The 21,877-nt window shown below is 65.9% G+C and carries 1 protein-coding gene; it reads right to left on the reverse strand.

Going from position 1 to position 21,877, the window contains the following annotated elements; translation table 11 throughout:
* Nucleotides 1-71 precede the first annotated feature (71 nt).
* Nucleotides 72-21,830: a non-ribosomal peptide synthase/polyketide synthase gene (locus QM797_RS20470; RefSeq protein ID WP_283277498.1), complete on the reverse strand. Its 21,759-nt coding sequence runs from the start codon at nucleotides 21,828-21,830 to the stop codon at nucleotides 72-74.
* Nucleotides 21,831-21,877 lie beyond the last annotated feature (47 nt).

Genomic DNA, 21,877 nt, shown 5'->3' on the forward strand with positions numbered 1-21,877 from the left:
TGTGCGCGCGGACCGTTACCGCACATCGACTCCTGCCCCACCGGACGACCGAGTCTATCGACCCGGCAGGCTCAGCCGAACTCGGGCGCGCCGTGAACCGACACACCGGCCGGTCGGCCGGCCGGCGCGGAATCTCCGTCGACGACCACCAGCGCCACCAGATCTTCGAGATCACCGGAATCCAATTCGGCCACTGCCGCGGACTCCGCCGAGGTCACGAACGCGTGTGTCAACCACTCGGCGACCACCAGATCGGCGGCCTCCTCGGTCGACTCGGCTCGGTCGACCACCAGCACCGCACCGACCGAAGCAGCTACGACTCCGGCGAACCAGGCCACCGGACCTGCGGTCGCACTCGGCACGCCCAGCCGCGAGTCGTAGTCGACGCCGTACTCGGTGACGCCGCGAACGGCCGCGGCCGCCAGCTCACCGTGGGTGACCGCAGCACCGGTCGCGAGGTCAACGATCAGGGCCGGACTCTCTGCTGTGAGAACCGAGACGCGGTCACTGTAAGTGACCGGGCGTGCCGATCGAGCGGCCACGGACCGAGTCGTGGCCTCGTCGCCCAGATCGACGACGATCGGTAGTCGGTCCCACTGCTGTGTCTCGTCGCCGTCGACCACAGCCAGGCTCACGCCGACTCGTAACGCGGTGTCCACCTCGTCCACCGGAGCGAGCGTGCCGCCGGCTTTGGCCACGGCCCATCGGGCGACGACGGACTCCACCGCATCGTCGACGACGACCGCGACAGTCACGCCCGGTCCGACCTCACGCTGGATCAATTCCCGGGCCAGACGCGACGACCGTCGGTCCAGTTCCAGGTAGGTCGTTTCCTCACCTGCCGAGGACAACGCCGGTGCCTCCGGATCCGCTTCCACGGTCGCAGCGAGCAGTTGCGGCAACGTTCGACCGACCACCGCGTCGACGGCCTCCCCGACCGGCGTCGGAGACGCCGTCAATGCTGCCCGCTCGTCGGCGCCGAGATCGTCGATCGCACCGACCTTGGTTGCCGGGACCGCCGCAACGGCTTCGGCGATCCGGACGAACCGATTCGCCATCGCCGATACGGTCGACTCGTCGAACAGGTCTGCGGCGTAAGCGAACTCGACGGCAAGATCGAGTGCACCCGCACCACCGGAGACGGGCCGAGTCTGCACCGTCACCTGGAGATCGAACTTGGCGGTCGGCTCGAATCCTTCGACGGGCTCGACAGTCAGGTTCGGCAACTCGAAGCGGGCCTCGCCCAGCGGCTCGACGGAGAGCACCGTCTGGAACAGCGGGTTGACGCCGGGGGTTCGATCCTGCCCGATGGCGTCGACAACATGCTCGAACGGCACGTCGGCATTGTCGAACGCCCGCAGGTCGCCCTCACGCACGCCCTGCACGAGTTCCTCGAACGTCCCGTCCGGATCGACGGTCGTCCGCAGCGCGAGGGTGTTGACGAACATTCCGACGATGTCGTCGAGCTGTTCGTCTCCCCTACCGGCAATCGGAGTTCCGACCGCGAAATCCCGTGCACCGCTGGTTCTCGCCAACAAGACGGCGAGGACGCCGTGCAACACCATGAACAGGGTTGCGTTGTTCGCGCGAGCGATCTCGGCGAACGCCTCGTGAATCCGCGCGTCGAGATCGACGACCACGCTTCCGCCCCGCAACGTCGACTCTGCCGAACGTTGCCGATCCCACGGCAGGGCGACAACCGGGGTGAGACCGGCCAGTTCGGTGCGCCAAAATTCGATTTGTCGATTCGATACCGAACCCGAAGCGCTTGCCGAGCCCAACACCTCTCGCTGCCACAGTGTGTAGTCGGCGTACTGGATCGACAGCGGTGGCACCGACGGAACCGTGCCGGCTGTCGCGGCGAGATACGCGGTCATGACGTCGCGAGCCAGCGGTGCCATCGACGCTCCGTCGCCGCTGATGTGGTGCATCACGATGACGAACACGTACTCGTTCCGACTGTCCCCGGTACTCGTCAGTCGGAACAGTGCTCCGCGTACCGGAGGCGCGGCGGTGACATCGAATCCGTCGTACACCAATCGGCGCACTCGGTCTGCGATGTCGGCTTCGCCCGACGCGTCGATCGGATCGAGATCGAGGGTGGTGGCCCGGGCGTCGAGGACTTGCTGGAAAGCCGAGCCGTCTGTGTCCTCGGGGTACCGGGTCCGCAAGGTCTCGTGGCGCTCGATCGCCCATGTCGCGGCCGTCTGCAGTGCGGCGACGTCCAAGTCACCGGTGAGCCGCAGGGCGAGCGGCATGTTGTAGGCACCGGATTCCGGATCGAGGCGGTTGAGCACCCACATCCGCTGCTGGGCGAGCGAGAGCGGTATCCGTTCGCCGCCCGTCCTGGGCCGCAGCGGCACACGATGAACCGTGCCCTGAACGTCAGCGCGTGCCGCCAACGCTGCGACGGTCGAGTTCTCGAACAGCTCGCGTACGCCCACCTGTTTGTCGAGACCAGCGGAGATGCGCGCCGCTGCCCGGGTGGCGGCGAGGGAGTTACCGCCGAGCGCGAAGAAGTCGTCGTCCGATCCCACCCGATCGATACCGAGCACGTCGGCGAACACGTCGGCGATGGCGATCTCGGTCGCGCTCTCCGGCGCGCGGAACTCATGCGCCTCGAACACCGGCTCCGGCAATGCTTTTCGGTCGAGCTTGCCACTGGAGTTCAACGGGAACTCGGCGAGCACCATGATCTGGGTCGGCACCATGTAGCCGGGGAGTCGGCTGCCTGCGAACGCGGTCAGCTCACTCACGTCCACCGACGCACCGGTACGTGGAACGACGTAGCCGACCAGGATTTCGCCCGACGCCGTCGACGTCACCAGCACGGTCGATCGGTCGATGTCGAGGTGTGCCGTCAACGCCGCCTCGATCTCACCGAGCTCGATGCGCAGGCCGCGCAGTTTCACCTGGAAATCGGTGCGGCCGATGAAGTCGAGCTCGCCGTCGACGTTCCACCGGACCAGGTCTCCGGTCCGGTACATCCGAGTACCCGATGCACCGTACGGATCGGCAACGAATCGATCGGCCGTCAGATCCACGCGGCCCAGGTAGCCGCGCGCAAGCTGGACTCCCGCGAGGTAGAGCTCACCCGCGACGCCCACCGGCACCGGTCGCAGCCGCGCGTCGAGCACGGTCACCCGGGTATTGGCCACCGGCACACCGATCGGCACGCCGGCCACGTCGTCGGCGGTGACACGGTGGTAGGTCACGTCCACCGCAGCCTCGGTGGGGCCGTACAGATTGTGCAACTCCGTGTTCGGCAGTACCGCCCGGATGGTCGAGGCCACCGAGACCGCCAGTGCCTCGCCGGAGGCGAACAGCATACGCAGGCTCGTGCACCGCGACACCCCGTCCGCTGCCGCGAACACGGCCAACATCGACGGCACGAAGTGAGCGACGGTGACAGCCCGCTCGGTGACGACGTCCACCAGATAGCCCGGGTCGCGATGCCCGTCCGGTTTCGCAATCGCCAATTCGGCACCGATCTGCAACGGCCAGAACAGCTCCCACACCGACACGTCGAACGTCACCGGAGTCTTCTGCAGCACCACATCGTCGACGGTGAGGCCGTACTCGTCCTGCATCCATACGAGCCGGTTGACGATGGCGGCATGCGTCACGGCAACACCCTTGGGCCTACCGGTCGATCCCGACGTGAAGATCACGTACGCGACATCGCTCGGCCTCAGCGGGGCACGACGCTCCTCGCCGCCAATCGGTTCGGTGGCGAACTCACCGAGGTCGACGGTGTCGACCACGATTCGCGGCGCTACCGACGAGACCTGTTCGAGCGCAGGCGAATCCGCCTTCGTCGTGAGAACTGCGACGGGATCGGCCGTCGCCAGGATGTAGTCGACGCGCTCGACCGGCTGGTCGGGATCGACCGGGACGTATGCCCCGCCCGCGGTGAGCACCGCGTAGACACCGACGAGCATGTCCACCGATCTACGCATGGCGATGGCAACCATCTTCTCCGGGCCGACGCCCTCGCGGATCAGTAGTCGCGCAAGCGAGTTCACTCGGTTCGCGAACTCCGCGTACGTGACTCGCTCGCCCTCGAAGGAGACCGCGATCAGGTCCGGGGACTGCGCCACGCGATCGCCGAACATCGACACCAGCGTTGAAGCGGAGTCGATCTCGCGGACGGTGTCGTTCCACTCATCGAGAATTCGGGAGCGCTCCGCGGGTTCGAGCAGTTCGATGTCGAGCACTCGGCGAGTGGGGTCGGCCGCGAAGGTGCCCAGAAGCGAGACGATACGCGTCAGGATCGACTCGACGGTGCGGACGTCGAACAGGTCGCTGACGTACTTCGCCGTCAGGGTCACTTCCTCGTTCGCCACCACCAGCAGGGTCAGCGGATAGTGCGTGTTGTCGTTGGATCCGACGCCCTCGACGGTCATTCCGTCGATCGACGCGGCTTGCTGCGCCAACTCTGCTTCGTCCACCGGGTACGACTCGAACACCGTCAGCGTGTCGAACAGATTGCCCAGCCCCGCTTCTCGCTGGATATCGACCAAACCTACGTGGTGGTGGTCGAGCAGATCGGCTTGCTCACCCTGGAGTCTCGTCAGGAATTGCGCGACGGTGTCGTGCGCATCGAGGCGAACTCGCACCGGAATGGTGTTGATGAACAGGCCGATCATCGACTCGACTCCCGGCAGGTCCGCGGGCCGACCCGACACCGTGGCTCCGAACACCACGTCGTCGCGGCCCGTCATCTGAGCCAACAACATTCCGTACGCAGCCTGCACCAACGTATTCACGGTGACGCCGAGGCGTCCACCGAGCGCGATCAACGCTGCGGTCGCCTCGGCGTCGATTCGGACCTCGACCTCGGCCGATCGGGTGGAGATCTCCCGGCCCAGCGTCGGTGGAGTCAGCAGCGTGGGCTCCTCCACGCCGTCGAGGGAGCGGGCCCACGCCTGCCTCGAGGTCTCCGGGTCGCGCTGGCCGAGCCAGTGGAGGAACGACCGATACGAACGCGGTCGCGGCATCGACGACGTGTCGCTGCGGACGGCGTAGAGGTAGAGCAACTCCTTCATCACCAGCGGCAACGACCAACCGTCCAGCAGTACGTGATGGTTGGTCATCGCCAGTCGGTACGTCGCGGGCCCGAGTCGAAGCAACAGGAAGCGCAGCAACGGTGCGGTGGTGATGTCGAAGTGCTCCCGCTGTTCGGCATCGAGTGCCGCCGCGACGGCACCGTCGCGCGCATCGTCCTCGACGCCGCTGAGATCGACGGTGCGCCAGGGCAACTGCACGCCCTGCTGAACTATCTGCACGCTGTCGCCGTCCGCGGTCACCGCGAAGACGGCGCGTAGGTTCTCGTATCGATCCAACAGGGCCTGCGCGGCATAGCGCAGACGATCCTGGTCGACCTCGCCTGCGAGGTCGAGGACGACCTGCATGGTGTAGACGTCCAGTGACGTATCGGCGAACAGAGCATGGAACAACAGGCCCTGCTGTAGCGGCGCCAGCGGCCAGATATCGGTCAGATCCGGGTACCGCCGCTCGAAGCCGACGATATCGGTCTGACTCACGGGCACCAGCGGAAGATCCGACGGGGTGAGGCCACCCGCACCCGCAGTACGGGAGTGGGCCGCAAGCAATTCGAGCAGTCGAGACCACAACTGGGTCAGACGCGCCACCGTGGTCTCGGAGATCGCGCCTCGCGGAAACGCCAGTGTGGCGCTCAGCGCGCTGCCCTCGTCGGTATCGACCACGATCGCGTTGATGTCGATCGTCTTGTTCGCAGCCATGTCCGAATCGCCGGGTGCGGACAGGCCGGCGGTGTCTCCGGCAGGCAACCACCCGAGAGACTTCATGTCCTCCGGTACGTCGCCGGTACCGACCCGACCGAGATAGTTGAAGCTGATCTGCCCGGTCGACAGCGGTGAGAGCTCCGCCTCGGTCGCGGCATCGAGGTAGCGAAGCAGACCCCATCCCATTCCGCGATCGGGCAACGCCAGCATCTGTTCCTTCACAGCCTTCACGGCCTCGCCGAGGGCAGGACCGCCGGCCAGGGCGTCGTGAACGTCGATTCCGGTCAGGTCGAACCGAACCGGGAAAAGACTGGTGAACCAGCCCACCGTCCGGCCGAGGTCTGCTCCGGGAACCACGGATTCCTCGCGTCCGTGACCTTCGAGCTGCATCAGCGTGGCCGGGGCGTCGATACCCTGTTCGTCACGCAGCGCGGTGACTGCCAGCGCGAGTGCGGCGAGCAGTCCGTCCGCGACACCGCCGTGGTAGATCTCGGGAACCGTGGTCAGCAACGTGCGCGTCACATCGGACGACAGTGACATCTCGACCCGTTCCAGGGTGTCCATGACGTCGACGGCCGGATCGAACGCTCGCTCTCCCAGGACCGGGTCGTGGGTCTCCGCGACGCTGTGCCACAGCGGCAGCTCGTCCGCTCTGCGCATCGCTTCCTCCGCGAGCGCGTGCGTCCATCGCCGCATCGACGTACCCACATCGGGCAGTACCGGGCTGGCACCACCGGAGATCTGAGCCCACGCGGACACGAAGTCCGGCACCAGAATTCGCCATGACACGCCGTCGACCACGAGGTGGTGCGCGATGACCGTCAGCGTGTTCGGCGCACTGTCGATCCACACGAACGCGAGCATGCGTCCGTTCTCGGGATCGAGTGATCCCACGGCTGCATCCACCGCGGCCGCGGCACCGTCCACATCCGATGTCGACAGCAGCCCGTCGATGTCCACCGAACCCGGTTCGGCAACCTCGAGGCCCCAGCCACGGTCGTCGTGTACCAGGGTCGACCGCAGGATGTCATGGTGGTTCACCACCGCGGTGAGCGTGGCCACGATTCCCTCGCGGTCGATGCCCGCGGGGAGCTCGAGCGTGATCGCCTGGTGGAATCGCGAGTACCCACCACCGCGCTGAAGCAGAGCCATCCCGAACGGTGGCAGCGGCATCCAGCCGACTCCCCCGCCGTCGAGCTCCTCGAGAACGACCGAGTCCGCACCCTCGCCGACGGTGACGGCCACCTCGGCCAGACCGGCAACGGTCTTGCGCTCGAACACATCTCGAGGACCGAACAGGATCCCTCTCGCCTTGGCACGCGAGACCAGCTGAATGGACACGATGCTGTCGCCGCCGAGAGCGAAGAACGAGTCGTCGACACCCACGGACTCGATCCCGAGCACGTCGGCGAACACCTCGGCGATGACGCGTTCGGTATCGGTACTGGCCGTGCGGTATTCGACGTTGCTGCCGAACTCCGGCTCGGGCAGCGCCCGCCGATCGAGCTTGCCGTTCGGCCCCAGCGGCAGAGCGTCGAGCACGAGCACAGTGGACGGAACCATGTACTCCGGCACCGACGTTGCGACCCTGGCGGTCACCGTGGCCGTGTCGAGCACCGAGCCTGCGACGGGAACGACGTAGCCCACGAGAATTTCGCCCGCCGACGGCGTCTGCCGGACGAGTACGACGGCTTGGTCCACGGAAGGGTCAGCAGTCAGCGCAGCTTCGATCTCACCGAGTTCGATGCGCAGACCGCGCAACTTGACCTGGAAGTCGGTGCGGCCCAGGTACTCCAATTCTCCACTGGTGTTCCAACGCACGAGGTCGCCGGTGCGGTACATCCGCGATCCCGCGCGGCCGTACGGATCGGCGACGAACCTGTCCGCGGTCAGATCCGGTCGACTCAGATAGCCCCGAGCAAGTTGGACACCCGAGAGGTACAGCTCTCCCGACACGCCGACCGGCACCGGGTTCAGCCGCGCGTCGAGCACGGTCACCCTGGTGTTCCAGACGGGTGCCCCGATCGGCACGGACACCGAATCGGCCGACGTCACCCGGTGGTAGGTGACGTCCACTGCGGCCTCTGTCGGCCCGTAGAGGTTGTGCAGTTCGGTGGACGGCAATGCAGTGCGCAGGGCCGTGGCCACCGACGCGGGTAGCGCCTCGCCGGAGGCGAACACCGCGCGTAGTCCGGTGCAGTCCGAAACACCATCGGTGGCGGCGAACACCGCGAGCAGCGACGGAACGAAGTGGGCGACGGTGACGCCGCGCTGGGCGACGGTCCGGACCAGATACGCCGGATCGCGGTGTCCATCGGGCTCGGCGACGACGAGCTCTGCGCCGATCTGCAACGGCCAGAACAGCTCCCACACCGACACGTCGAACGTGACCGGCGTCTTCTGGATGACCTTGTCGCTCTCGGTCAGGCCATACTCCGCCTGCATCCACAGGAGTCGGTTGACGATCGACTCGTGGCTGACCGCGACGCCCTTGGGCCGGCCGGTAGAGCCGGAGGTGAAGATGACATAGGCGATGTCGGTCGGTCGCAGCTCCGCGCGGCGGTCAGCGTCGGTCACCGGCGCTGTGGACAGACCTGCGGTGTCGACGGTGTCGATCAGGATGCGGCGGACATCGGTGTCGAGACCTGCGCCGTCGCGTTCGGTGGTGAGCAGTACCACCGGTCCTGCGGTCTCGATGATGTAGTCGATTCGTTCGGCGGGCAGATCCGGATCGACCGGAACGTACGCGCCACCTGCGGTGAGTACCGCGTAGATACCGACCAGCATGTCGACCGATCGCCGCATGGCGGTCGCCACAACGGTTTCCGGGCCGACTCCCTCCGCTACGAGCAGTCGCGCGAGCGCGTTCACTCGGTCCGAGAACTCGCGGTAGGTCACCTGCTCGTCGGCGAAGCTCGTCGCGATGTTGTGTGGGCTCTCGACGACACGTGACTCGAAGAGCGAGACCAGAGTTGCCGCCGAGTCCACCGCATGTTCGGTGGCATTCCATTCATCCAGCACGCGGGCACGTTCGCCGTCGTCGAGAATGTCGATGTCACCGACGACCGTGTCCGGGTCGTCCGTGAGTGCGCCGAGCACGCGAACGAATCGACGTCCCAGCGACTGCATGCTCGCTGCGTCGAACAGATCTGTGGCGTAATCGAATTGGACGTCGATGCCGGCGGCGGCACCGGATTCGTCGATGTTCTCCCACAGTGTCACCTGCAGATCGAATTTCGCGACGCCGCTGCCCAGGTCGATTCCCTCGACCGAGAGATCGGACAGCGTCAAGGTCTGCCGGTTCAGGTTCTGGAACGTGAGCATCACCTGGAATATCGGGTGACGTGCCTGAGACCGGTCCGGTGCCAACGCGTCGACCAGCCGCTCGAACGGAACGTCCGCGTGTCCGAATGCGCCGAGGTCGGTCTCTCGGACCACGGCGAGTTGATCACGCAGTGTCGTCGCCGGGTCCATCGGAGTCCGCAACGCCAGGGTATTGACGAACATACCGACGAGCTCGTCCAGATCGGCGTCGCCGCGGCCCGCCACCGGCGTACCGATCGTGACGTCGTCCGTACCCGCCATCGCCGCCAACAACACGGCCAGCGCGGTGTGCACCACCATGAAATTGGTGGCGTTGTTCGCTCGGGCCACCCGGGTGATCTCGGACTGCAGCGACGCCTCGATGGAGAAGGTGTGTGCCGCACCGCGATACGACGCCACTGCTGGGCGGGGACGATCGGTGGCAAGGTCGAGTTGAGCAGGGCCCCCGGCGAGGGCGGACGTCCAGTACTCGAGCTGTTGTGCCAGCGGCGAGTTCGGATTCTCGGCGGAGCCGAGAACCTCACGCTGCCACAGTGTGTAGTCCGCGTACTGAACGGGAAGCGGTGCCCACTGTGGGCTATCCCCCGCCGCGCGTGCGGCGTAGGCGACCATGATGTCCCGGGTGAGTGGGCCCATGGAGAAACCGTCCGCGGCGATGTGGTGCGCCACGAACGCGAGAACGTGCTCGTTCTCCGCGACCCGTAGCACTCGGATGCGCACCGGGACCGCTCGTGTGACGTCGAAGCCGGCCGAGACGAAGTCTCGCAGAACCTGCTCCAGCGCAGCAGGATCGACGTTCTCGACGTCGACCGAGATGCCGGCCTCCGCCGCAGCGAGCACCACCTGGCGACCCTGACCGTCCACGTCCGGGTACACCGTGCGCAGTATTTCGTGTCGCGTCAGCACATCGTGTACCGCTGCTGTCAACGCGTCGACGTCCAAGGAACCGGACAGCCGGATCGCCACCGGAATGTTGTTCACGGCCGAACTCGGATCGAACTGGCTGAGGAACCACATGCGCTGCTGAGCCATCGACAGCGGCACCGACTCCGGTCGCGGACCGGCTGTCAGAGCCCGGCGGGCTCCCATTCCCACCTTCGACTCGACAGCGCGGGCCAAGCCCGCCACTGTCGGCGACTCGAAGATCGCCCGCACCGGGACCTGGGTGTCGAGAGCCGCGCCGAGGCGGGAGACCACCTGAGTGGCGATCAGCGAGTTGCCGCCGAGCGCGAAGAAGTCGTCGTCGAGGCCCACCCGGTCCACGCCGAGCACGTCCGCGAAGACACCGGCCACAGCTTCCTCGACGGGATCGGTCGGGGCTCGGAACTCGGCAGTCTCGACGTGCGGCGTCGGCAATTCTTGGCGGTCCAGTTTGCCGTTGGCACTCCGAGGGAGTGCGTCGAGCACGACGAAGGCGGACGGAATCATGTACGACGGCAAACGTTCGGCGAGCGCGCGGCTCAGCGCATACCGGTCGAGCGACGCACCCTCTACGGGCACGACGTATGCAACCAATCGAGCTCCGAGTCCGGTGTCGGCGAGCGCAAGCACCGCCACCTCTCGAATCTCGTCCAGCGATCCGAGTGCGGCATCGATGTCGCCGAGTTCGATGCGGAAGCCGCGGATCTTGACCTGGAAGTCGGTGCGGCCGACGTACTCGAGTTCGCCGTCCGCGCGCCAACTCACCAGGTCGCCGGTGCGATAGAGGCGGCCGCCGGGCGTGAACGGATCGGCGACGAAACGCTCAGCGCTCAGATCCGGCCGCGCGAAGTAGCCGTCGGCAAGCTGTGCGCCGGCGAGATAGAGCTCGCCCGCGACGCCCACCGGAACCGGAGCGAGACGGGAGTCCAACACGTACACCCTGGTGTTCCATTCGGGTGCGCCGATGGGCACCGTGGTGCCGTCGACGGTGACGACCTGGTGCGCAGTGACCGAGACCGCCGCCTCGGTCGGGCCGTACAGGTTGTCCAGTCGCGCAGAGGAACTGCGTAGCGTCCGTTCGGCCGCGGCTACCGGCAGCGCCTCGCCGATCGCCAGAATGCGCGTCAGGCTCTTCGGTAGTGCGCCTGCCGAGGCCGCCACCACCGCGTCGAGCATGGACGGCACGGTGTGCAAGGTCGTCACCGATTCGCGGTTCATCAGGTCGACGAGATAGTCGGGGTCGCGGTGACCGCCCGCGTCGGCGATCACGATGGTGCCGCCGGAGGTCGTCGCAACCCAGAACTCCCAGACCGACAGGTCGAACGTCGCAGCCGTCTTCAGCAACACTCGATCCTGGGTCCCGATTCCGTAATGGGCGCTCTGCCACAGAAGCTGATTGACGACGGCGCCGTGACTGACGGCAACGCCCTTGGGTCGACCGGTCGAGCCGGAGGTGAAGATCACGTAGGCGGTGTTCGCCGGGCGTAGCGGGGCGATGCGCTCGTCGTCGGTGATCGGCGCATCCGAGAAGTCGCTGCCGAGCAGTCTGCGATCGGTGTCGATCAGCACGACCGGCACCGTGTCGGCCTCGAATGCATCACGCGCAGTGCTCAATACCAGCGCGGGCGCGGCAACATCGAGAATGTACGTGTTGCGGTCCGTCGGCTGATCCGGCTCGATCGGGACGTACGCTCCGCCGGCCTTGCTGACGGCGTACATCGCCACGAGCAGGTCGACCGAGCGCCGGATGGCCAGCGCCACAGTCACCTGGGGACCGACGCCTGCGTCGATCAGGACGCGGGCGAGTCGGTTGATCCGTTTGTCGAAGTCGCTGTACGACAACCTTTCCGAGGCATGAATCAACGCAATGGCCTCGGGCTGCGACTGCACGTGCCGATCGAACAGCGACACCAGAGTCGATCGGGTGTCGACATCGTGGGCCGTGTCGTTCCACGCGCGCACGATCCTCGTACGCTCGTGTGCCGACAGCAGATCGACATCCCCGACGACGACGGTGGGGTCCGCGGCAACGCGGCGCAGTACCTCGACGAACCGTTCGACGATACCGTCGATGGTGACGCGGTCGAAAAGATCTGTTGCGTAGCTGAATTCGGCGTTCAACTCCGCCGGAGTGCCGTCCGGCGCATAACGATCGGAGATCGACAGTTGCAGATCGGTTTTGGCGGTCGTGGCGTCGGCCTCCACGGCACTGACCGTGAGACCTGGCAGCTCGAAGGTCGACTCGGCGAGATTCTGGAACGACAGACCGATCTGGAACAGCGGATTGCGCGCCGTCGACCGTACGGGGTTGAGTACCTCGACGAGGCGCTCGAACGGAACATCCGCATTCGCGAAAGCTGCAAGGTCACGTTCCCGGGACTGCGCGAGCAGTTGCTCGAACGTCATCGACGGTTCGACCGTAGAACGGAAGACGAGAGTGTTGACGAACATGCCGATCATCGGATCGAGTGCGCGTTCGCCGCGACCGGCGATGGGCGTACCGATCGCGATGTCGTCCGTGGCGGCAAGCCGCGAGAGCAACAGCGCGAACGCAGAGTGCACCACCATGAACAGCGTTGCGTTTCGCGTGCGAGCGAGTTCGGCGAGAGCGCCGTGTACTTCGGCTCCGACGGTGAATCGGACCGCATCTCCGCGGAAGCTCTGAGCCGGCGGACGCGGCCGGTCGGTGGGCAGCACGAGCTGATCGGGCAACTCCGCGAGCGTCTCCTTCCAGAACGACACCTGCAGAGCCGCAACCGAATCGGGAACCGACTCCGAACCGAGTACGGCCCGCTGCCACAGCGCGAAGTCGATGTACTGCACGTCGAGCGGCTCCCAGTCCGGAGCCGAGCCCGCGGACCTGGCGGTGTACGCCGTCATGACGTCGACGGCCAGCGGGCCCATCGACGCGCCATCGGCAGACACGTGGTGCACTACGAAGGCCAGGACGTGTTCGGCCTGGCTCACCCGGAACACCCGGGCATCGACCGGCACCTCGGCGGTCACGTCGAACCCGCGGCCGAAGAACTCGGTCACCGCAGCCACGACGCCGTCATGCCCGGTGGACACGTCGTGAACGGTCAGGTCGAGTGAGACCTCGGACGCCGACAGGACCTGCTGGTACGGCCCTTCGGGGGAATCGGGGTACCGAGTCCGCAGAGACTCGTGGCGCTCGAGCACATCGAGCACCGCCGAAGTCAACGCCTCGACATCGAGGGATCCGGACAAGCGAACTGCGAACGGAATGTTGTCCACTGCCGAGGTGGTATCGAACTGGTTGAGGAACCAGTAGCGTTGCTGGGCCGACGACAGCGGCGGCCGCTCGGGCCGCGGGCCGGCCTCGAGAGCAGCCCTACCGCCGGACCCGACGGCGGTCTTCACATGTGCGACCAGCGCAGCGACGGTCGGACTCTCGAAGAGCGCCCTCACCGGCACGACGGTGTCCAACGCCGCGCCGAGCCTCGACACCACCTGAGTGGCGATCAGCGAGTTGCCGCCGAGCGCGAAGAAGTCGTCGTCGAGTCCGACCTGTCCGATGCGCAGAACGTCGGTGAAGACGCCCGCGACCGTCTGTTCGAGTGCCGTTGTCGGCGCGCGGAACTCGCGCGCCTCGAAGACCGGGGCGGGCAGGGCCTCACGGTCGAGCTTGCCGACCGGGGTGAGCGGTACGGCATCGAGAACGATGATCGACGACGGAACCATGTACGCGGGCAACGATTTTTCGACGAGGGCGGTCAACTCGGCGACGTCCACGGCGGCACCGCGAGCGGGCAGCACGTACGAAACCAACGTGGTGACACCCGAGGGCAGCTCGTGGCCGAGAGTCACGGCGAAGTCGACACCGGGATCCGAGGTGAGGGTCGAGTCGATCTCACCGAGCTCGATGCGGAATCCGCGAACCTTCACTTGGAAATCGGTTCTTCCGACGAACTCCAACTGCAGTTCGCGTGTCCACCTCACCACATCACCGGTGCGATACATCCGCGCTCCGTCGGTGCCGTGCGGGTTGGCGACGAATCGCTCCGCGGTCAGCGCAAACCGATCGAGGTATCCGCGAGCGAGCGCCCCGCCACCCAGATACAGGTCACCGGTAACACCGGTGGGAACGGGGTTGAGCCGCGCGTCGAGAATCAGCGCGGACATGCCGTGGATCGGACGACCCACGGTGATGGGCTCGCCCGGGGTGAGCTCGGCGAAACTGGAGATGATCGTCGTCTCGGTCGGGCCGTACCCGTTGAAGTACTTGCGCCCCGGTGCCCACCGCTCGAGCAACTCCGGTGTCGTCACGTCACCGCCGACGGAGAGCACTTCCAGCGAATCGATCCCCGCCGGATCCATCGTGCCCAGCACCGCGGGCGTGATGATGGCGTGAGTCACCTTCTCCGCCTTCAGCAATTCGGAGAGCTCGGTGCCGCCGAGGATAGACGCGGGCACGATGACCAGCGTGGCCCCGTTGGAGAAGGCAGCCATCCATTCCAACACCGACGGATCGAAGTTCGGCGAACAGATGTGCAGGAATCTCGACGAAGATCTCAGGTGGTACAGCTCGGCGGCGGCGTCGAGAACTCCGCCCAGCCCGGAATGCGTCACCACGACACCCTTGGGCTTGCCGGTCGAGCCGGAGGTGTAGATGACGTACGCCGGATTCTGAAATACCGATGGAAGCAGTCGATCTGCGTCGGTGACCGGATCCGTCGAGCGAGACCGGACGTCGGCGACCACATCGTCATCGTCGAGGCACAGCCAGTCGAGCACACCGTGTTCGGACCGCACCGACTCGACGTCGGCTTTCGACGTCAGGCCCAGGACGGCGCCGGAATCGGACACCATGTGTCCGATTCGGTCGCTGGGGTACGTCGGATCGATCGGCAGATACGCGGCACCGGACTTTGCCACTGCCCACACCGCGAGCACCATCTCGAAGGATCGCGCGAAGCCCAGCGCCACCACGGCTTCGGGTCCTGCCCCGCGCTCGATGAGCACCCTCGCGAGCTGCGAGGACGTGGCGTCGAGCTCGGCGTAGGAGATCGAGCGCTCCCGGTAGCGAACAGCGATCGCCGAAGGGTCGAGAGCGGCTCCGGCAGTGAAGATCTCGGCCAGGGTTCCCCCGGCCAGCACCTCGTCTCCATGCACGTGGGTGAGCCGGTCGTTCTCGTCGTCGTACAGGATCGACAGATCCCCCACCGGAGCATTCGGAGTCCGAACCACAGCGGCAAGGAGCCAGCTCAGGCGGCGGGCGAACACCTCTATCGTGTTCTGGTCGAACAGGTCTCGCGCGAACAGGAAGCTGGCCGACATTCCGGCACCGTCGGGCTTCTCGTGCAGCGTCAGTGACAGATCGAACTTTGCCGTATCGACCTCGAAGTCGACAGCGGAGACCTCGAGTCCGGGCAGGTGGAAGGAGCTCGGCGGAAGGTTCTCGAATGCGATCGCCACTTGGAACAGCGCATGGCGGGCGGTGGAACGTTCGGGATCGAGCAGATCCACCAGGCGCTCGAACGGGATGTCGGCGTGTGCGAACGCGGCGAGGTCGACCTCACGCACAGCAGCGAGCAACTCGTCGAAGCCGAGTCCCCGATCGACCGTAGTACGCAGTACCAGGGTATTGACGAACATTCCGACGACATCGTCGAGCGCGGCGTCACCACGTCCCGCTACCGCGGTACCCACCGCGACGTCGTCCGAGTTCGACATGCGCGCGAGGAACACCGCAAAAGCGGTGTGCATCACCATGAACAGAGTCGTCCCGGTGGCACGAGCCATGTCTGCGAGACCCGCGTGAACGTCGGCGTCGATCTCGAAGGCGACGCGACCACCCGCGTAGGACTGAACAGGAGGACGGGGACGATCGACCGGCAACGACAGTTCGGCGGGCAGGTCCCCCAACGCGGTTCGCCAGTAGTCCGCCTGCCGCGAGATCAGGCTGGTCGGGTCTTCCTCGGCACCGAGAACCGAGCGCTGCCACAACGCGAAGTCGATGTACTGCACCGGTAGCGGTGCCCACTGCGGAGCGTCACCGCCTGCTCGGGCCACGTACGCGGTCATCACGTCGCGGGTCAGCGGTCCCATCGACCACCCGTCGGCGCTGATGTGGTGAACCACGACCACGAGCACGTAGTTCTGCGGAGACACCTCGAACAGTCGCGCACGCAACGGAACCGAGGCCGTCACGTCGAATCCTGCAGAGACGAAACTCGTCACGTCCCCGAGCATCGTCGACGCAGAGGAGGGTGTCGGGGTCAGGTCGGGCAGCGCGGAACTCACCGGCAGCACGACCTGGTGGCCCGTGCCATCCTGGCTCGGATAGACGGTACGCAGGGATTCGTGGCGATCGAGCACATCGGCCACGGCTGCCCTCAGCGCGTCGCCATCGAGTTCTCCGGAGAGACGGATGGCCACTGGGATGTTGTTGACGGCGGATTCCGGCTCGAAGCGGTTGAGGAACCACATCCGTTGTTGCGCAAGCGACAACGGAACGTTCCCCGGTCGTTCCTGCGGCACCAGCGGGGAGCTCTGACCATTGCCGACGTGGCTTTCCAATCGCGCGGCCAGCGCACCGACGGTGCTCGCCTCGAACAGCACCCGTACCGCAACCGTGGTTCTCAGCTCGGCACCGAGCCGCGAGGCCACCTGGGTCGCCACCAGGGAGTTACCACCGAGAGCGAAGAAGTCGTCGTCCACTCCGACGCGATCCACCCCCAGGACGTCGCCGAACACACCGGCGACGATCTCTTCCACCGGATTCGACGGGGCGCGGTACTCGGCTTCCTCGACGGTGACGTCCGGCAACGCCTTTCGATCGAGCTTGCCGCTGGAGCCGATCGGTAGTCGATCGAGCACCACGATCGTGCGCGGAACCATGTAGGTCGCCAGTCGGTCGCCCAGCGCCTCTCGAAGCGCCTCGGTGTCGACGGTGTCACCTTCGGCATCGCCGTCCATGACGATGTAGGCGACCAGTTGGTCGCGACGCACCACGGTCACTGCCTGCCGAACCGAGGGCAGGTCCGTCAAAGCCGATTCGATTTCACCGAGCTCGATGCGCAGACCACGCAATTTGACCTGGAAGTCGGACCGGCCGACGTACTCGATCTCACCGTCCGGCGTCCACTTCACGACGTCACCTGTTCGGTACATTCTCGCGCCGCTCCCGTGTATCGGATCGGCACCGAAGGGGTTGGCGACGAATCGCTCCGCGGTCAGGTCGGGTCGCTCGACGTACGCCCGCGCGAGCTGAACACCTGCGAGGTAGAGCTCACCCTCGACCCCGACCGGGACCGGCTGCAGCCGCGCGTCCAGTACCAGAACAGAGGTGTTCCACACCGGCGCGCCGATGGGCACCGAGGTGATGTCGGAGTCGGTCACGGTATGGAAGGTGACCTCCACCGCTGCTTCGGTGGGGCCGTACAGGTTGAGCACGTCGATCTCGGGCAGCAATGCCCGTAATTCGTGCGCGGTCGCAGGAGCGAGAGCCTCGCCGGATGCAAGAACCCGGCGAAGCGAACGCGCGGCTTCGGGTCGGTTGCGAACCTCGGGAACGAACACCGACATCATCGAGGGCACGAAGTGCGCCGTCGTGATCTGCTCGCGCTCGATCAGATCGAGCATGTACGACGGGTCGCGGTGGCCGTCGGGAGCCGCCAGGACCAGGGTCGCGCCGTTCTGCAGCGCTCCGAACAGCTCGCCGACCGAGACGTCGAAGGTGACGGGTGTCTTCTGGACGATCACGTCGTTCGGCATCGACGGGAAGCTGCCCTGCATCCAGAGCAGTCGGTTGCGAATTGCCCTGTGCGAGACGGCAACACCCTTGGGCCGCCCCGTCGAACCCGAGGTGAAGATGACGTACGCGGTGTTCGTCTCGCGTAGGGGGCACAGTCGCTCGTCGGAGGTCACTGTGACGGCGGACCGCGCGCTCAGATCGAGGGTGTCGATGTCCACGGTCTCGAACCCGTCGATCTCCACGTGGTCGCGTGTCGTGGAGAGGACGCACACCGGTGCGGCCGTGGACGCGATGTACCGATTGCGATCCACGGGCTGAGTGGGATCGATCGGTACGTACGCGCCACCAGCCTTGAGGATCGCGTACATGCCGACCATCATCTCCACGCTGCGATCGATAGCGAGACCGACGGTGCGGTCAGGTCCGACGCCCAGCGAGATGAGGTGTCGCGCCAGGCGATTGACTCGCTGGTCGAACTCCCGGTACGAGAGACGTTCGGTCTCGTAAACCAGTGCAGAGGCGTCGGGAGAAGCTAGTACCTGCGCCTCGAACAGATCCACGAGGGTCGAGCCCGTCGGCACCTCGTGTGCCGTCGCGTTCCAGGACGTCACAACTCGGTCCAGTTCGGCCGCGTCCAGGATGCCGACCTGTCCGATCGGGCCCGCCGGAGTCTGCGTCACTGCCGCGAGTACTCGGCGGAAACGCCTACCGAATTCGGCCATCGTGGATTCGTCGAACAGGTCGGCGGCATAGGTCAGCGCGACGGTCAATCCCGACGGACCACTTTCTGCAGCAACCGAATTCCACAGCGTCACCTGCAGGTCGAACTTGGCGAGATCCGCCTCGTAGTCGAGAGCGGCCACCCGAAGCCCCGGGATCTCCACAGAAGTCTGATCGAGGTTCTGGAACGTCAGCATGACCTGGAAGAGCGGGTGCCGGGCCTGCGACCGAGCTGGCGCCACCGCGTCGACCAGCTTCTCGAAAGGCACATCGGCGTGCGAGAACGCGGCCAGGTCCACCGCCCGCACCTCACGGAGGAAGTCATCGAATGTCGCGTCGGGTTCGACGACGGTGCGCAGGACCAGGGTGTTGACGAACATGCCGATGACATCGTCGAGGACTGCATCACCACGTCCGGCGACAGGTGTACCGATCGAGATGTCCTCGCTGGCAGACAGTTTCGCGAGCAGTATCGCCAGCGCCGCATGCACCACCATGAAGGTCGTCGCGCCGTGGGCGCGGCCGAGCTTCTCGATCGAGAGGACGAGGTCCGCGTCGATCTCGAACTTGTACGTGCCGCCTCGGGTCGTGGCGACGGCAGGACGGGGCCGATCGGTCGGTAGTTCGAGCTGATCGGGCGCGCCACCGAGGCGTCCGCGCCAGTATTCCTGCTGCGCCGAGAGCACGGAGTCGGGGTCGTCCTCGTCACCGAGGACCTTTCTCTGCCAAAGAGTGAAGTCGGCGTACTGCACTTCGAGCGGAGACCACTGCGGAGCTTGCCCGTTCGCGCGCGAAACGTAGGCCGTCACCACGTCGCGAGTGAGCGGACCCATGGAGAATCCGTCGGCGGCGATGTGATGGACCACGAACGCGAGCACGTGCTCGGTGTCCGACAACGCGAGCAGCAATGTCCGGAAGGGCAGCTGAATCGACAGGTCGAACGGGCGGAGAGCGAACTCCAGAAGTGTGGCGGGAAGCTCGGCCGGTTCTGCCGTGGTGATTTCCAATTCGACAGTGGCCGAATCGGATTGGAGTACGTTTTGATAGCCCACTCCGCCGCGGTCCGGGAACACCGTCCGCAGCGACTCGTGCCGATCGAGCACGTCCGCCAGCGCGGCACGCAGTGCGGTGAGGTCCAGTGCGCCGGACAGCGTCAACGCCACCGGAATGTTGTTCACCGCAGACTCGGGCTCGAACCGGTTGAGGAACCACATGCGCTGCTGGGCCAACGACAGAGGAACGTGGTCGCGATCTGGGTATGCCGTCAACGCAATGCGGTGTGCGGTCGAATCGGACGCATCCACCGCTACCGCGAGTTCCGCGACTGTCGGGGCGTCGAAGAACGCTCTGACATCGACCGCCGTGCCGCGTTCGGCGTTCACTCGTGCGATGACGCGCGTGGCATTGAGAGAGTTTCCGCCGACCGCGAAGAAGTCGTCGTCGACGCCGATGCGCTCGATGCCGAGCACGGTCTCGAAGATCGCGACCAATGATGTCTCGGTCTCGGTGCTCGGCGCTCGGTACTCCCGTACCAGCGATGCGAAATCGGGTGCAGGCAGCGCCTTTCGGTCCAATTTGCCACTTGCGTTGAGCGGGAACTCGTCGAGGACGACGAACACCGACGGCACCATGTATTCCGGCGTGCGGCGGCGTACCGCATCCGCCAGACGTTCGTGATCGATATCGGGTTCGGTGCTGACGACGTAGCCGACGAGCTGTTGTTCCGACTGCTCCGACGAATGAAGCAGCACAGCAGCCTGAGTCACCTCCGGCTCGGCGAGCAGAGCCGATTCGATTTCGCCCAGCTCGATACGCAGGCCACGCAATTTGACCTGGAAGTCGGTACGTCCGATGTACTCGATGAGGCCGTCGGAGCGTCGGCGCACGAGGTCGCCCGTGCGGTACATGCGATCTCCAGGCTCACCGAACGGGTCGGCAACGAACCGATCGGCCGTCAGGTCGGTTCGACCGAGGTACCCGCGAGCAAGCTGCAGGCCCGCCAGATAGAGCTCACCCTCGATGCCACGAGGTGACCGCCGCAGCCCTTCGTCGAGCACGTAGAGATCGGTGTCGTCCACGGCAGCGCCGATGGGTACCGAGGCGTCCTCCACCTGCTGCGTTCGGTAGTGCGTGACGTCGACGGCCGCTTCGGTGGGGCCGTAGAGGTTGTGTAGCTCGGCATCGGAGATCGAGTGGAACGCATTGACGGTCCGTGCCGGAAGCGCCTCACCGGAAGCGAAGACCATCCGGAGCGAATTCGATTCCGCTGCAGTGGGTTCGGCAACGTACACCGAGAGCATCGAAGGCACGAAGTGGGTGACGCTCACGCCGCGCTCGCCGATGACTCGGGCGAGGTAGGCAGGGTCGCGGTGTCCCTCGGGCTCGGCGACGACCAGTGTGGCACCGATCTGCAAAGGCCAGAAGAACTCCCACACCGACACGTCGAACGTGAACGGCGTCTTCTGCAACACGACGTCGGCGGCGGTCATGGTGTACTCCCGTTGACGCCATGCGATGTTGGCGACGATGGCGCGGTGGCTCACCGCCACGCCCTTCGGACGTCCCGTCGATCCGGAGGTGAAGATGACGTAGGCGAGGTCGTCCTCGGCCACGGCGGCGAGTCGGTCCGCGTCCGTAACTCGTCCGGCAGCCACATCGGACAGGTCGACCTCGTCGACGAGCACGGTGACCGTGCCGTCCGGCAGCTGAGGCAGGTCATTCGCGGTCGTCAGTACCAGGACCGGTTGAGCGGTGTCGAGAACGTACCCGAGTCGGTCGACCGGATGATCAGGATCCAAGGGAACATACGCGCCGCCGGCCGCCGAGACGGCGTACATGCCCACCAGAAGATCGAACGATCGACGGATCGACAGTCCCACCCGAGAATCGGGTCCGACCCCACGTGCGATCAGCACCCGCGCAAGACGATCGACGGACTCGGCGAACTCTGCGTAGGTTCGAGTCTCGTCCCCGAAGACGAGGGCACGGGCGTCCGGAGTGCGCTCGACCTGATCGGCGAACAAGGAGTACAACGTCGAAGCTTCCGGCGCGGCCGAAGGCGACGCCGAATCACCTCCACCGAGTACCGAAACGGCGTCGGAAAGCACCGAGGCGACCACGGAATCGAGACCCCCGTCGGAGGCCTCGATCAGTCCGGGGACCGTGTTCGAGAGCACGACCGGAACCACAGCGTCGGGGCCGAGCACGCCGCCCATGGCCGCGTCGAGGGACGTGATTTCCTGGTCCAGGCGGGCGTAGCTCACGTCCGTACCGAGGTGCGTGAGCGCGATGCGATCGGGTTCGACCGCCGCAACGCCCCGAACCAAGCGCGGAAGGTCCTCGACCGTCAGAGCTGCATCGCTTCGACGTCCTACCGCCATCTAACTTTTCCTCCTGATCGATACACGTGCACAACCGGCGAGCTCGG

Source organism: Rhodococcus sp. IEGM 1381 (assembly GCF_030056795.1).
In the GTDB taxonomy this organism is placed as follows: domain Bacteria; phylum Actinomycetota; class Actinomycetes; order Mycobacteriales; family Mycobacteriaceae; genus Rhodococcoides.

What these genes read in the sequence shown, in the direction of transcription:
- QM797_RS20470 (WP_283277498.1), bottom strand. Translation starts at nt 21,830, where the DNA reads ATGGCGGTAGGACGTCGAAGCGATGCAGCTCTGACGGTCGAGGACCTT.